A 14,145-nucleotide genomic window follows, 5' to 3' on the forward strand; every position below is an offset into this window, starting at 1 on the left:
GATCTCTGGACAAAAAAAGGCCACGCACCGGCTTGGTGCGTGGCCTTTTCCGCTTTCTGCAGCTCTTACCAGCCCGGCAGCATATGGCTCTGCCGGAGGCGCGGATAACGCGGGAAGCCCTTGATGTCGGCCTCGAGGTCGTCGTTGGCGCTGATCGGCGTGATGTTGTCGAGGCAGGCGGTGATGTGGTTGCTGATCGCGTTCGAAAGCGAGGGCGAAAGGCCCGGACGCTTCATGATGCCGATCTGCACCGGCGCCAAGGCCGGGAAGCCGTCCGCAAGCGTCAGCACCTTCATGCCGGGACGAAGCGCCGATTCCGGCAGGACAGAGACGGCCATGCCGGCCAGCACCGCGGCGGCGACGACCGTCGACGACCAGCTGGTGAACAGGATCTGGTACTCCCGACCCGTCGCATCGAGCGCGGCGCAGGCCGCCTGGCGCCACAGACAGTCGCGCCGGCCGACAGCAAGCGGGATCGGTGCGTTCTCGGGCAGCGGGTGGTTGATCGAGCTCACCCAGCAGAGCGGTTCGGTCCGCACCACGTCCGACGCGCGGGCACGCGGATTGTGCGTGACGAGCGCGATGTCGAGGTCGCCCTTGGCCATCTTCTCGGCGAGGTCCACGGAGGGCTCGCAGATGATGTAAAGCTCGACATTCGGATGCGTCTTGGCAAAACGCATGATGATCTCGGGCATGTAGCGGTCGGCATAGTCGTCGGGCGTGCCGATCCGGAGCGTGCCTTCGAGGCGATTGTCGTCGAAGGAAGCGATCGCCTCGTTGTTGAGGCGGATCATCCGGCGCGCGAAATTGAGCAGCCGGTCGCCTTCGACTGTCAGCCGGTTGCCGCGGCCGTCCTTCATGAACAGCGCCTTGCCGATGCGCTCTTCCAGGCGGCGCATCTGCATGGAAACGGCGGATTGGGTCTTGAAGACCCGGTCGGCCGCCTTGGTGAAGCTGCCCGTGTCGGCGATCGCGACAAAGGTCTGGAGCTGATCGATATCAAGGGGTGCGGACATGGCCGTAATGCATCCATAAGATTGTTTGATGAATATCATTAAAAACATTCGTTGGACTGATCAATAAGGATTTGCGATCTATCGGAAGCAAATTCATCGATCCCCGGCCGGCAATTTCGCCGGCGAATCCCAAACTCTTTGGCCCGCCCCTGCGTTTGATCTCCCCGCAGGGGATGGGCCTCTTCGTGCCTGAAAGGAGAAATTGTCATGCGCACGACACAGCACGCCCTCGATCTCGACCTCGTTGCCGGAACGCAGTCCTATGCCTCCCGCGCCGTCGGCGTGACAGGCATGCTAACGTCCGTATGGCAGCTCCTCCGAAATCGCTATGCGATCGGCCGTCTGAACGACCTGGATGACCGCCAGCTCCTCGACATGGGGCTGAAACGCGAAGATGTGCGCGAGGCGATTACCTCGCCCTTCTTCGACAATCCGGCGAGTTACCTGACACGCGCGTCGCGAAACCGGGCGAGCCTCTTCTACAAAGGGGCCCGCCACGACTGATCGTCCCCAATGGCGCATCCCGCCGCTTGAGATGTGCCAGTCGAGCATGATCCGCGAAAGCCTGCCGCCGCCGCGGGTCATGCTGCGAAATTCGGTGCCGCTGACCTCAACGGTCGCGCGCCCAAACGTTCCCCGCAGGGTAGAGCCAATAGACCCTGCCGCTTGGCCCGGTGCATGACCAAGACATGCACCGGGCCTTTTTCTTTCCGAAGCTGTTCGAAACAACGCGCTGACGCCCACACGCGCGGGCGATCGCTGCGTCCGATGGAGGCGCGGGATGTGCTGACGGGGAGGCTTGGCCTCAGCTCTTCGTGCCGGGCCCGGTCTTGTAAAGGTCGAACAGCGCCTCGACGTTCTTCTGGTATTCTTTCTGCATCTCCAGCCCGGTGTCGAACATGCTGTTCATGACCTGGGAGAATTGGGCCAGCGCCGGATTGTCGGGTGCCGGCTTCTGCGCGCCGGCGGCACCCGCCTGCATCATGTCCTGAAACGCCTTGACGAAGGGGTTGTCGGCAAAGACGTCGGCTGTCTTCGGCTTCTCTTCCTTCTTCGGGGCCATGCCGAAGAAGCCCTGCATCGCCTGGGTGAAGGGGTTGTCGAACGGGTTCGGCTGCGGTTCCGGCTTCTTGGCGAAACCGGCCGCTTCCATCCATTGCCGCATCGCGGTCGCCATCGGGTTGTTGGCAAAGGCATCGCTTGCGGCGGCAAATTGCCCGGTTGTCTGCTTGAACAGCCCGCCCATCAGCGTATCGGCCATCACAGGCAGCATCTGCTTGTAGATCTCCTGGCTGACGCCGGTGACCTGGGCCGCCTGTGCGGCGATCGCGCGCGACATTTCCTTCGAGCCGAACAGTTGCCCGAGAACGCCGTTGCCGTCGGCCATGCCCTGCGGCGTGAAGGCCTGGCTCATGTCTTCGAAGTATTTGGCGTAGTTGCCGCTGCCGAGCGCCGTCAGCAAGGCGCCGAAGTCGTAGGGGTTGGCGGTGTTGCGCTTGAAGGCCGCTGAGAAGGCCGGCAGCAGCGCCGCCGTCGCCTTCGTCATCTGCTCCTGGGCGATGCCGAACTGTTGCGCCATCAGCTCGATGGCCTTGCCGTTCTGCGCCTGCGCGAACATGTCGAAAAGCGGTGCCATCCCAGTTCCCCTTTATGGACGCGCGGCGCTCTAAGCGACGCATATCCTTGCACTATAACGGGAAATCAGGGACTGGGAACCGCTTTTTGAGAGGGCCGCGACGAGCGCCGCGCCCCTGTTCGGGCCTTAATACTGGTACTCGGCAAAGACCGGGTCTACGGAGCCGTTCCAGCGGCCATTGTAGAGCGCCAAAAGGTCTTCCGCGAGCGTTGCCTTCTTGGCCAGCACCTCGTCGAGCGGCGCCAGGAACTGGCTTTCGTCGATACCATCGCCGTTCAGCCTGTTGCGGCGCTTCAGACCGCCGCGCGAAATGGAGATGACCTCGCGGGCAACGTCGTAAAGCGTGCCGGTGCGGAACTTGGCGGCAAGCGCCTGAGCCGGCACGGCGTTGCGCATGGCGCTCACCTCTTCGAAGGTCCAGTCGCGCGTCAGTGCTTCGGCGGCGTCGAGCGCCTCGCGGTCGTAGAGCAGGCCGACCCAGAAGGCCGGCAGCGCGCAGATCCGCCGCCACGGGCCGCCATCGGCGCCGCGCATTTCGAGGAAGCGCTTCAGGCGCACGTCGGGGAACAGCGTCGAGAGATGGTTGGTCCAGTCGCCCATGTTCGGCTGCCAGTCGGCGACCTCGCCCTTGAGTGCGCCGCCCATGAACTGGCGGAAGGTGATGTGGGTGCAATCGTGGTAGTGGCCGTCGCGCACGACGAAGTACATCGGCACGTCGAGCGCCCACTCCACGTAGTCGGCAAAACCGAAATCGGGACGGAAGGCGGACGGCAGCAGGCCGGCGCGCTGGTTGTCGGTGTCGCGCCAGATGTCGCCGCGCCAGGAGAGAAGCCCGTTCGGCTTGCCGTCGGTAAAGGGCGAGCTTGCAAACAGCGCGGTCGAGAGTGGCTGCAGCTTCAAGGACACCTGCATCTTGCGGCGCATGTCCTCTTCCGAGGAGAAGTCCAGGTTCACCTGGATCGTGCAGGTGCGATACATCATGTCGAGGCCCTGGGTGCCGACCTTCGGCATGTAGCGGCTCATGATGCCGTAGCGCGATTTCGGCATGCGCGGGGTCTCATCAAAGGTCCACTTGGGGCTGCCGCCGATGCCGAGGAAGCGGATGCCGAGCGGCTCGGCGACTTCGCGCAGCACCGCCAGATGCTGGTTCGATTCCTTGCAGGTCTGGTGCAGGTTTTCGAGCGGCGCGCCGGAAAGTTCGAACTGTCCACCCGGTTCCAGCGAGATCGCGCCATTGCCCGACTGTTCGGCAAGGCCGATGATGTTGCCTTCGTCGATGATCGGTTCCCAGCCGCTTTTCGCCGCCATGCCGTTCAGAAGCGCCTGGATGCTGGCCTCGCCGAAATAGGGGACGGGGCTGTTGTCCGCCTTAAAGAAGGCGAACTTTTCGTGCTCCGTGCCGATCCGGAACCGCTCCTCCGGTTTCGAACCTTCTGCCAGGTAGGCGGTCAGGTCAGCGACAGAGGTTACCGGCGTCTGGTCGGTGGTATCTCGGGCCATGAGCGTCTTCTTTTGTTTGGGCGGCTCCCGCAGGTTAGCGGGAGTTGATGGAGGCTGCTTGAACCGTAATCAGGTGCGGTGCAAGTCAATTTCTTTCAAGATCTCATCAAAAAAAGTAGGACATTTGCTTGCTCTGGAGCAAGCACCGCGGAAATGGGTACTGGTGACCCAATCCTGCCTTGCCGGAGAGATCGTCCCCTTCTAGGGGAGCGAGCGGTGTCCGATTTGCCCGGGAACGACCGGCTATCGCCAGTCGCCGACAGTTGCCTGGATGACCGCCATGGCGGCGACGGCTGCCGTGTCGGCCCTGAGGATGCGGGGCCCGAGCGGAATGGCGGTGACGAAATCGAGGCTGTGCAGCAGCGTGCGCTCGGCTTCCGAGAAGCCGCCTTCCGGGCCGATCAACAGCGCGAGCTTCTTTTCCTTGATGCCGGCGAGGATCGGCAACGGATTCTGGCTGTCGCTGCCTTCGTCGCAGAAAATGATGCGCCGGTCGCTCTGCCAGGTGGCAAACAGGTCTTCGAGCCGGCGTGGTTCCTCGACATGGGGAATGCCGAGTACGCCGCATTGTTCGGCCGCCTCGATGACGTTGGCGCGAACCCGCTCGATGTTGCCAAGCTTGCCCTGCACATGTTGCGTCATGACCGGCTGCAAAGTGCCGGCGCCCATTTCGACGGCCTTCTGCACGAGATAGTCGAGCCGTCCGACCTTGAGCGGGGCAAAGAGATACACGAGATCGCAAGGCGCCGGCTGGGGGCGCGTCTGCTCGACGGGCGTCAGCACCAAGCGCTTCTTGCTGGCGAAGGAAAGCTCGGCCCGCCACTCGCCGTCGCGCCCGTTGAAGACGAGGATCGAGGCGCCTTCTTCGTAACGCAGCACGTTCACCAGGTAGTTGAACTGTTCCTTGGACGCCTCGTGCGCCGAGCCGGCACTCAAGGGGTGTTCGACGAACAGTCGCTGCATGCGAAAATTGGCGCGCATTGAGGAGGCCTTCAGGTGAAAATGCCGGAGAGGATGAAATAAAGTACGGCCGACAGGGCGGCAGAGGCCGGGACGGTGATAACCCAGGCGCCGATAATGGTGAGGAAATGCGAGCGACGGACGAGATGCCGGCGCCGCACCTCGGCAAAGTTGGTTTCCGCCGATTCCATGAAATCCGCCTGTCCCGTTTTTTGCCGGACATATTCGAGCCGCCGCTTGGAATTGCGGATGTACCATTCGCGGAAGAAGCCGACGCCGAAGACGGCGCCGACGGCCGTGTGCGTCGAGCTGATGGGCAGGCCGAGCGCCGATGCCAGCAGCACGGTGACCGCGGTGGCCAGTGCCACACAGAAAGCGCGCATCGGATTGAGCTTGGTGATCTCCTGGCCAACGACTCGGATGAGCTTCGGGCCGTAGAGCAGCAGACCGATCGAGATGCCGAGCGCGCCGATCGCAAGTTCCCACAGGGGCGCCGGTGATTTGTCCGTCGTGATGACGCCGTCGAGCGCCGAGACGATCGCAGCCAAGGGACCGATGGCGTTGGAGACGTCGTTGGCGCCGTGAGCGAAGGAAAGCAGTGCCGCCGCTACGATCAAAGGCAGGCGGAAGAGTCGGCGCAGCGACTGGTTGCGGTTTTCGAGCCCTTCCGATTGGCTGGCGATCCAGGGCTTTGCCTGCAGATAGACCGCAAAACCGGCGACGCCGCCGGCAGCAAGACCCACGGGCATGGTGATCGCGGCCACCTGAACCAGTGCGATCACCGCGAGATAGGCCATGAAGCAGCCGGCGGTGACGCCAAGGATGACCGGCATCCATCGCCTGGCCGCGGCGATCTTGTCCTCGCGGTAGATGATGAATTCTTTGAGGAAAGCGAGGAGGGCTGCGGCGATGGCGCCGCCGAGTAGCGGCGAGACCGACCAGCTGAGCGTGATGCCGGCGAGCGACCACCATTGCACGCTCGAAAAGCCGGCCGCCGCGATGCCTGCCCCGACGATGCCGCCGATGATCGAGTGCGTGGTCGAGACCGGTGCCCCGGAATAGGTGGCGATGTTGATCCAGGCCGCCGCGGAAGCGAGTGCCGACATCATGATCCAGACGATTGCCTGTGGTCCGAGCACGTCTTCGCCATAGACGATGCCCGCCTCGATCGTCAGCGCGACCTGCCGGCCGGCAAGCAGCGCCCCGGCGATCTCGAATATCGCGGCGATGGTGAGCGCCGTCGCCATCGACATCGCCTTGGCGCCGACTGCGGCGCCAACGTTGTTGGTCACGTCGTTCGCGCCGATGTTCATGGCCATGTAGCCGGCAATGGCAGCCGCCGCGATGATGATCGGCGCGCTGGCGGAGCTCGTCACGAAGCTCGCGGCGAAGGCCATGCTCAAGAGCAGGAACAGCCCGGCGAGCGCAGGTGCCGCAAGGCTGCGCTTGACATGTTGCGACGCCTCTTCGGCAAGGCTGAGCTTGTCGAGGTCTTTGTCTATCGTTTGTTTTGCGAGGCGTATGCGCGGCTGTGCCACTACCTGGAACTCCATTGTCACGACGGCCACTAAGGCCACAGCGACACGCATTCAAGTGGATTTGATGGACATCCGTATGGCGCAGGCCGGGAACCCGCGTCTGGCGGCGTCGAATGCTCTTGGAATGCTTGAAAAGGCTAGCCGTTCACAGCCTTCGGCATCGGGCTCGACGCGCTCCCCATGCGTTCACCGAAGGCAAGGATGAGATCTTTCAGAGACGGTTCGGCAACCCGCGAGGCCGCTTCCTTGTAGTCGACCCATTCGAGCTGTCGGCGCCCTTCCTCGGGGAAGTGCTTGCAGAGATCGTCGACTTCCAACGCGTGCACCTGCACCTTGACCGAAATCTTCAGCCCGTGATCCATGCGCTTCTGGTAGAGATAGTAGCCGGCGGTCGCCTTCTGCACATGCCCCTTGACGCCGGCTTCCTCGTAGGCTTCGCGCTCGGCCACTTCATGGGCGCGCTTGCCCTGCATCGGCCATCCCTTGGGAATGACCCAGCGGCCGGTATCGCGGCTGGTGATCAGGAGGATTTCGAGGGCCTTGGTCTTCTTGCGGATCCGATAGCAGAGCGCGGCATACTGCATGCGCGCCGGTCGACGCAGCATCAATTGGACATCCGATGCGAGCCTGTTCAAGAAGTTCAAGGTCGTCTGTGCTCCTCTCGGCGAATCAGTGGCTTTAATTGCTTTGCCGACCAGTATGGCAGCGTCCTGCAGCGTGTAAATGTCGCGGGCATTCGGCAGCCGGATATGCGGTTTGCTTTGCGCAGAACTGTGGTCCGGATACGACAGGATATGGTGTTTTCGCGGCATATTTGCAAACCGACCGACAGCCATACGTTGTCGTCGGATCACGATTGATTTCGGGGTGGAACGGTTCGAGATCGCAAGGGCGATTGATTCCGACCGGAGAGGCGGCTGCAGGGTAGAGCCGGGGGTCGGGCGCGGGCCCGATCTGTCAGTTCGCGCGGTCGCGCTGCTGCATGCGCAGTCGGGCGATGCGGTTCCATTCTCCGGTGCGTTCCGCCTCGCGGGTGGCGGCGGCGACGAAGTCGATATGGCTCTGCGAGGCGGCTTTCGCCTTCGCCGGATCCCTTGCCATGATCGCCTCGTAGATCGCTTCGTGCTGCACAAGAAGCCGGTCGCGCGCCCCCGGCGCATCGAAGACCGAATTGCGATGGAAGAATATGCCCTGCTGGAGCAGCCGGTAGCAGGCGCGCAGCGTGTGCAGGAGAATGATGTTGTGGGCGCTTTCGCCGATCGCCTGGTGCAGCTCGATATCGGCTTCGAGTTCGGCGTCAAAATCGCCGGCGGCGTGCGCTCTGCGCATGCGCTCGATGATCCGTGTCAGGATGTCCCGGTCGTAATCCGTGGCGCGGGTGGCGGCGAGTTCCGCGGTCAAGCCTTCGAGCTCGCGCCGGTATTCGAGGTAGTCCTGGGTCGCCTTGTGATGGCGCGCAATGAGATCGATCAGCGGCCTGGAGAAGATCTGCCCGACGACGTCGGCGACGAAGGTGCCACCGCCGTGGCGGCTTTCGACCAGGCCGCGCCCTTCGAGTTCCTTCAGCGCCTCGCGCAGGATCGGCCGTGACACGTCGAAGCGCTTGGAGAGTTCCCGCTCGCCAGGCAGACGGTCGCCGTCCCGCAATACGCCTTCGAGGATCAAAAGCTCGATCTGCTGCACGACCTCGTCCGCCGTGCGGCTATGGCTGATACGGGCGAAAAGGTCGATCTGGTCTTTGGTCACGTCTGGTCTCCAGATCACGAGGATTTCGGCCCGGGTTCGTCCGAAATCGCGAATGTGGTCGGTTTGCATGCGGCGAGGGCGGAAGGAGCGTCGATGCTCAGCGCCTCCTCCTGTCAGCGCCGCAATCTAGGCAGGTCGCGCAAAGTGGTCAATTTGATTGTCCACTTGGGTGCGTCCGATTGGTTGCGACTGACAAAAGTCAAACTGCGGCAATGCGTCCTTTGTTCTTTTGCTCTTTCCGTTGATAAGAAAGTTGTGATGAACGCGTGAGGGGGACAAGGCGCTTCATGGCAAAGGGTAGTTTTGCATTTCCGGTGGCGCCGATGCGCGCTTTGGCCTTGGGCGAGGTTCATTCGCGCCCCTATGCGCTGGTGACCACGCCGCGGGTGATCTTTCAGCTCGCCTTCCTGACAGATGGTGGCTCGATCGTCGATCACGCCGTGCTGTCGGAGCTTTCGCGGGCCCGCGGCATCGCGCCGCCCGGCCGTGACGCCAACCATCACGCGATGCCTTGGGGGCAGGGCACGCTGCGCTGGGAGCGTCATACCGAATTCTCCACCTATTTCTGGGACGCGCCGCCGCCGGAGAAATTCGGCGGCGATGTACCGATCCATCCGTTCGGCGACGGCTTTTCGCCGCCCGGGTCTCTGATCTCGGGCATCCGCCTGGAGATCCGGCCGGATACGCCCGAGACACGCGAGGCCATCGGCCTCTTCGATCCGACGAGCCTCTGTTACAGCGAGACCAAGAACGGCCAGGCGGTGATCGTCACCGACTTCCGCCAGAACGGTGACGGCCTGACGCAGATCCTGGTGATCGATCGCGGCATGACGGAAGCCGGTACCGGCGCTCTCGTCCAGCGCTTGCTCGATATCGAAACCTACCGGACGCTGGCGATGATGGGCCTGCCGCTTGCGCAGTCGCTGTCGCCGGAAATCCGCCGGACGGAGGACGGGTTGACGGCGGTGACCCAGCGCATGAAGGAAAACGTGCGCGAGGAGGCCGACGACATGTTGGCCGAAATCACTCGGCTCGCGGCCGATCTCGAGGCCGGTGCCGCGCTCAGCCTCTATCGCTTCGGCGCCAGCCGCGCCTATTACGGCATCGTCCAGGAGCGCATCCGCACGCTCGCCGAAACGCCGGTGCCGGGCTACGAGACCATCGGCACCTTCCTCGAACGACGTTTGGCGCCGGCCATGCGCACCTGCCAGTCGGTCGAGGAGCGCCAGGCGAACCTGTCGCGCAAGCTCGCCCGCGCCACGGCGCTGCTTCGAAGCTGGGTCGATGTCGAGCTTGAACGGCAGAACAGCGCGCTTCTGAACTCGATGGATCGGCGCGCCAGGTTGCAGTTGCGCCTGCAGCAGACCGTCGAAGGCCTGTCGGTCGCCGCCATCTCCTATTACGTGGTCGGGCTGTTCGGCTATCTCGCCAAGGCGGTCAGCCACGAGCTGCCGATCGATCCCGGTCTCCTGACCGGGCTTGCCGTGCCCTTCGCCGTTGCCGGGGTCTGGCTGATCGTGCGCCGCATTCGCCGCCACCACGAGGACAGCGAGCATAAGTAAGCAATTCCAGCAAAAGTGTGCAGCGGTTTTGCGTCCGGAATTGCGGAAAACAAAGATGCCAGGCCGGTTCGCCTACTGCTCCCAATAGGGGATCGGTCCGTAGAGTTCGGCGAGATAGTCGATGAAGAGGCGCACCTTGGCCGGGAGGAACTGGCGGCTTGGGTAGACGGCCGAAAGCGTCAGCTGCTTCGAACCTTCCCATTGCGGTAGCACCTGCACCAGCTGGCCGCTGCGCAATTCCGGGCCGATATCCCAGGTGGAGCGCAGTGCAACGCCGGCGCCGGCGATGACGGCGGCGCGCACAATCTCCGAGGAATTGGTGACGAGCGGCCCTTCCGGGTGCCAGACCAGCGCGCCCTCCGGCCCTTCGAGCTTCCAATTGTCGTTGTTATGCGCCGGCAGGCAGAGGTGGTTGGCGAGGTCGCCGATCTCTTTCGGTGCGCCGTTGCGGGCGATGTAGTCCGGCGAGGCGCAGAGCAGCCGGCGGACGGGGGCAAGCTTACGGGCGACGAGCGACGAATCCACCAGTTCGCCGATCCGGACCGCCATGTCGAAGCCTTCCGCGACGATGTCGGTGAATTCGTCCGTCAGCACGATGTGCAATTTCAGATCCGGATGGTCCTTCATGAACTTGGTCAGATGCGGCGCGATGTGCATGCGGCCGAAGGAGGTGGGCGCCGATATCCGCAGCACCCCGAGCGCATGCGACGAGCGGCCCGACGCATAGGCTTCCGCCTCCTCGATGCCGGTCAGAATGCCGAGCACCCGGTCGTAGAAGCCCTGGCCGGCTTCCGTCAGCGAAATCTGGCGCGTCGTGCGTTGAAGGAGGCGCGTGCCGAGCCGGTCTTCGAGTCTCTTGATGCGCTTGGAGATCACAGCTGGGGAAAACCCCAGCGCCCGCCCCGCTGCCGACATACTGCCGGTGGAAACGACCCGTGCAAAAATCTCAAGATCGCCTAAATTCGTCATCAATCGTTGCCATTATTTCCAAAACGGAAAAGCTCAATAGCATTTGCGAGGCCTCTGTCCTAGTGGTAAAGAAAATGAACCAATCGATATGCGGCGGGAGGAGCTGATGGCGGAGACAATCGGTTTTCTGCAGCCGAAACCAGAGGTTATCGCCCGGCGCCGCGAGATTATCGCCGACCTCTCGGACCTCCTGCCCGAGGGCTGTCTGATCAGCGACGAGCGCGGACTGAAACCGTTCGAGACCGATGCCTTCATCGCCTATCGCCGCATGCCCCTGGCGGTCGCCTTGCCGGAAACCACCGAACAGGTGGCCGCGCTCCTGAAATACTGCAGCCGCTACGGCGTTCCGGTCGTGCCGCGCGGGGCCGGTACCTCGCTTTCGGGCGGTGCCATCCCACAAGAGGATGCGGTCGTCATCGGCCTCTCGAAGATGTCGCGCATCCTCGATGTCGACCTTTTCAATCGCACCGCCACCGTTCAGGCGGGCGTTACCAACCTCAACATCTCCGAGGCGGTTTCCGCCGATGGCTTCTTTTATGCACCCGACCCGAGCTCGCAGCTCGCCTGCACGATCGGCGGCAACATCGGCATGAATTCCGGCGGTGCTCATTGCCTGAAATACGGTGTCACCACCAACAATCTGCTCGGCGTGAAGATGGTGCTGTTCGATGGCACCGTCGTCGATCTCGGCGGCAAGGCGCTGGATGCGGCGGGCTATGATCTGCTTGGCCTCGTCTGCGGCTCGGAAGGCCAGCTCGGTATCGTCACCGAGGCGACGGTGCGGTTGATCGCCAAACCGGAGGGAGCCCGCCCGGTGCTCTTCGGCTTTGCCTCGTCGGAGGCGGCCGGCGCCTGCGTCGCTGATGTCATCGGTTCCGGCATCATTCCCGTCGCGATCGAGTTCATGGACAAGCCGGCGATCGAGATCTGCGAAGCCTTCGCCCACGCCGGCTACCCGCTCGATGTCGAAGCGCTACTGATCGTCGAGGTCGAAGGCTCCGAGCCGGAGATGGATGCGATGCTCGCGAGCATCGTCGCGGTCGCGCGCCGTCACGGGGTCGCGACTATCAAGGAATGCCAGTCGGCCATGGAAGCGGCGGCGATCTGGAAAGGCCGGAAATCCGCCTTCGGCGCCACCGGCCGCATCGCCGACTATATCTGCATGGACGGCACCGTGCCGCTCAGCCAACTCTCCCATGTGCTTGCCCGCACCGGTGAGATCGTCGCGAGCTACGGCCTGCGCGTCGCCAATGTCTTCCACGCTGGCGACGGCAACATGCATCCGCTGATCCTGTACAACATCAACGACCCGGAGGATGCGGCGCGCGCCGAGGCTGCCGGGAACGATATCCTGAAGCTTTGCGTCGACGCGGGTGGCTGCCTCACCGGCGAGCATGGTGTCGGCATCGAAAAACGGGATCTCATGCTGCATCAGTACAACCAGATCGACCTCGACCAGCAGATGGCGGCGCGCGCCGCCTTCGATCCGCAATGGATCCTGAACCCGTCCAAGGTCTTCCCTCTTAAAGGGCGTCCCGCCGCATGATCGTGCATTTCGAACCGGCCAGCGAAGAGGGGATTGCGACCGTCGTTCGCGCCATGGCGGCGGACAAGGCGTCGCTCGTAGTGATCGGCGGCAACACGCGCTCCGGCCTCGGCAATCCTGTGCGCGCCGATCGGGTGCTGTCGACCCGCCGCCTTTCCGGCATCGTCAGCTACAATCCGGCCGAAATGACGATTACCGCGCTTGCGGGAACGCCACTGCGCGAGATCGGCGAGGCATTGGCCGAAAACCGGCAAATGCTCGCCTTCGAGCCGATGGATCACCGGCCGATCTTCGCCTCCTCGGGTGAGCCGACGATCGGCGGGGTCTTTGCCGCCAATGTATCCGGCCCCAGGCGCTATGTCGCCGGTGCCGCCCGCGACAGCCTGCTCGGTGTGCGTTTCGTCAACGGCGAGGGCGAGGCAATCAAGGCCGGCGGGCGTGTGATGAAGAACGTCACCGGTCTCGATCTGGTCAAGCTTTTGGCTGGCTCGCATGGCACGCTCGGCATCCTCACCGAAGTCACCTTCCGCGTCCTGCCGCTGCCGCCGGCGTCGGAGACCATCGTCGTCTCCGGGCTCAATGATGCCGAGGCGGCGGCGGTCATGGCCGAGGCAATGGCGCAGACAACTGAGGTTTCCGGCGCGGCGCATCTGCCGGAGAGCGTGCGCGGACGGTTCCTGGATGGCAACCTTCCGGATGGTGCAGCCACCGTGCTCAGGCTCGAAGGGCTGGAGGCATCCGTTGCGATCAGGGCTGAAAAGCTGACAAAGGCAGTCGGCCGCTTCGGCGCGGTGACGCGGCTTGATGCATCGCAAACAGCAAGGCTTTGGACGGAGATCCGCGACGTCAAACCCTATGCCGACGGTACCAGGAAGCCGCTCTGGCGCGCGTCCGTCGCCCCGTCGCTTGGCCATCAACTGGTAGCAGCACTGCGGCTGCAGACCGGCGTCGACGCTTTCTACGACTGGCAGGGCGGTCTCGTATGGTTGCGCATGGAGGCCGATCCGGAGGCGGAACTGGTGCGCCGTTACATCAAGGTTCTCGGTGGCGGCCACGCGACCCTCGTCAGGGCCGATGACAGCTACCGTCAGGCCGTTTCATCGTTTGAACCGCAACCCTTGCCCGTGGCACAGTTGAGCGAGCGCGTGCGCGCGAAGTTCGACCCGCACCGGATCTTCAATCCCGGCCGCATGGCCGCGATTTCCTGAGCGCATTCGCAAGGGAACAGGAGAGACAAGCATGAGCGATAAGGGTCCGCAGACACCGTTCTCCCGGGAGACCGATCGCTGGCTGGAGCCGGGCAAGATCAATGTGCAGGTGATCTATGTCCTTTATCTCGTCGGGTTTGCGGTGGGCATCACGCCGATCATCGGCGTCGTCATGGCCTATCTCAATCGTGGCAAGGGCGCGCCGTGGGTCCAGACGCACTATGTCTGGGCGATCCGGACCTTCTGGATATCGCTGCTGTTCCTGTTGATCTCGCTGTTGCTGACGGTGGTGCTTGTCGGCATCCTCGGCTTCATCGCCACCGCCGTCTGGATCGTCGTGCGCTGCGTCGTCGGCCTGCAAAGGGCCGCGCGCGAAGAGCCGATTACCAATCCCGAGGGCTGGATGGTTTAGGCCGGTATGCAACCGGAGACCGGCAAGGTCGAAGGAAGCTGAAAACAGAATG

At 63.3% G+C, this 14,145-nt stretch carries 13 protein-coding genes; 5 read left to right on the plus strand and 8 right to left on the minus strand.

What is annotated here, in order from left to right:
• Positions 1 to 65: 65 nt before the first annotated feature.
• Entirely contained in the window at positions 66 to 1,016 is a 951-nt protein-coding gene (locus tag IB262_RS14835; RefSeq protein WP_034800917.1) for a LysR substrate-binding domain-containing protein, read from the minus strand.
• A 207-nt stretch (positions 1,017 to 1,223) separates the two neighbouring features.
• Here IB262_RS14835 and IB262_RS14840 point away from each other — a divergent pair, with 207 nt between their 5' ends.
• Positions 1,224 to 1,520: a DUF1127 domain-containing protein gene (locus tag IB262_RS14840; protein WP_034800920.1), complete on the plus strand. Its 297-nt coding sequence runs from the start codon at positions 1,224 to 1,226 to the stop codon at positions 1,518 to 1,520.
• A 301-nt stretch (positions 1,521 to 1,821) separates the two neighbouring features.
• Here the strand turns inward: IB262_RS14840 and IB262_RS14845 are convergent, their stop codons facing one another.
• From IB262_RS14845 to IB262_RS14870, 6 genes are all read right to left on the minus strand, one after another.
• Positions 1,822 to 2,652, minus strand: a complete 831-nt coding sequence (locus tag IB262_RS14845; protein ID WP_090294898.1) for a DUF937 domain-containing protein — start codon at positions 2,650 to 2,652, stop codon at positions 1,822 to 1,824.
• A 126-nt stretch (positions 2,653 to 2,778) separates the two neighbouring features.
• Positions 2,779 to 4,152 carry a glutamate--cysteine ligase gene (locus IB262_RS14850; RefSeq protein WP_034800925.1) on the minus strand — a complete coding sequence of 458 codons (1,374 nt, stop codon included), beginning with the start codon at positions 4,150 to 4,152 and terminating at the stop codon, positions 2,779 to 2,781.
• A 243-nt stretch (positions 4,153 to 4,395) separates the two neighbouring features.
• Complete coding sequence (locus tag IB262_RS14855; RefSeq protein WP_090294897.1) at positions 4,396 to 5,133, minus strand: 16S rRNA (uracil(1498)-N(3))-methyltransferase; 738 nt, start codon at positions 5,131 to 5,133, stop codon at positions 4,396 to 4,398.
• A gap of 11 nt (positions 5,134 to 5,144) precedes the next feature.
• Positions 5,145 to 6,650, minus strand: coding sequence for an inorganic phosphate transporter (locus IB262_RS14860; protein WP_060584345.1), 1,506 nt, complete (start codon positions 6,648 to 6,650; stop codon positions 5,145 to 5,147).
• Positions 6,651 to 6,787: 137 nt separating this feature from the next.
• Complete coding sequence (locus tag IB262_RS14865) at positions 6,788 to 7,294, minus strand: NUDIX hydrolase (RefSeq protein ID WP_060516578.1); 507 nt, start codon at positions 7,292 to 7,294, stop codon at positions 6,788 to 6,790.
• Positions 7,295 to 7,607: 313 nt separating this feature from the next.
• Positions 7,608 to 8,396: a FadR/GntR family transcriptional regulator gene (locus tag IB262_RS14870; RefSeq protein WP_244546716.1), complete on the minus strand. Its 789-nt coding sequence runs from the start codon at positions 8,394 to 8,396 to the stop codon at positions 7,608 to 7,610.
• Positions 8,397 to 8,683: 287 nt separating this feature from the next.
• Between IB262_RS14870 and IB262_RS14875 the strand changes: the two genes are divergently transcribed.
• Positions 8,684 to 9,958, plus strand: coding sequence for a DUF3422 family protein (locus tag IB262_RS14875; protein ID WP_034800929.1), 1,275 nt, complete (start codon positions 8,684 to 8,686; stop codon positions 9,956 to 9,958).
• Between the two features lie 72 nt (positions 9,959 to 10,030).
• On the opposite strand, the gene IB262_RS14880 is transcribed toward IB262_RS14875, so the two are convergent.
• Positions 10,031 to 10,927 carry a LysR family transcriptional regulator gene (locus IB262_RS14880; RefSeq protein ID WP_034800931.1) on the minus strand — a complete coding sequence of 299 codons (897 nt, stop codon included), beginning with the start codon at positions 10,925 to 10,927 and terminating at the stop codon, positions 10,031 to 10,033.
• Between the two features lie 106 nt (positions 10,928 to 11,033).
• Between IB262_RS14880 and IB262_RS14885 the strand changes: the two genes are divergently transcribed.
• From IB262_RS14885 to IB262_RS14895, 3 genes are read left to right on the plus strand one after another with little or no spacing between them, the layout of a single operon-like run.
• Entirely contained in the window at positions 11,034 to 12,473 is a 1,440-nt protein-coding gene (locus tag IB262_RS14885) for an FAD-linked oxidase C-terminal domain-containing protein (protein WP_060584051.1), read from the plus strand.
• A complete protein-coding gene (glcE, locus tag IB262_RS14890; protein WP_089044717.1) occupies positions 12,470 to 13,681 on the plus strand; it encodes a glycolate oxidase subunit GlcE in 1,212 nt (403 codons plus the stop codon). The genes IB262_RS14885 and glcE overlap by 4 nt, the downstream gene beginning before the upstream one ends.
• Positions 13,682 to 13,712: 31 nt before the next feature.
• A complete protein-coding gene (locus IB262_RS14895; protein ID WP_034800937.1) occupies positions 13,713 to 14,093 on the plus strand; it encodes a membrane protein in 381 nt (126 codons plus the stop codon).
• The last annotated feature ends 52 nt before the right edge of the window (positions 14,094 to 14,145 follow it).

The organism is Ensifer sp. ENS02, assembly GCF_014851885.1.
Lineage (GTDB): Bacteria > Pseudomonadota > Alphaproteobacteria > Rhizobiales > Rhizobiaceae > Ensifer > Ensifer adhaerens.

Coding starts and splice junctions, on each gene's coding strand:
- IB262_RS14835 (WP_034800917.1), bottom strand. CDS start 1,016: ATGTCCGCACCCCTTGATATCGATCAGCTCCAGACCTTTGTCGCGATC.
- IB262_RS14840 (WP_034800920.1), top strand. CDS start 1,224: ATGCGCACGACACAGCACGCCCTCGATCTCGACCTCGTTGCCGGAACG.
- IB262_RS14845 (WP_090294898.1), bottom strand. CDS start 2,652: ATGGCACCGCTTTTCGACATGTTCGCGCAGGCGCAGAACGGCAAGGCC.
- IB262_RS14850 (WP_034800925.1), bottom strand. CDS start 4,152: ATGGCCCGAGATACCACCGACCAGACGCCGGTAACCTCTGTCGCTGAC.
- IB262_RS14855 (WP_090294897.1), bottom strand. CDS start 5,133: ATGCGCGCCAATTTTCGCATGCAGCGACTGTTCGTCGAACACCCCTTG.
- IB262_RS14875 (WP_034800929.1), top strand. CDS start 8,684: ATGGCAAAGGGTAGTTTTGCATTTCCGGTGGCGCCGATGCGCGCTTTG.
- IB262_RS14880 (WP_034800931.1), bottom strand. CDS start 10,927: ATGACGAATTTAGGCGATCTTGAGATTTTTGCACGGGTCGTTTCCACC.
- IB262_RS14885 (WP_060584051.1), top strand. CDS start 11,034: ATGGCGGAGACAATCGGTTTTCTGCAGCCGAAACCAGAGGTTATCGCC.
- glcE (WP_089044717.1), top strand. CDS start 12,470: ATGATCGTGCATTTCGAACCGGCCAGCGAAGAGGGGATTGCGACCGTC.
- IB262_RS14895 (WP_034800937.1), top strand. CDS start 13,713: ATGAGCGATAAGGGTCCGCAGACACCGTTCTCCCGGGAGACCGATCGC.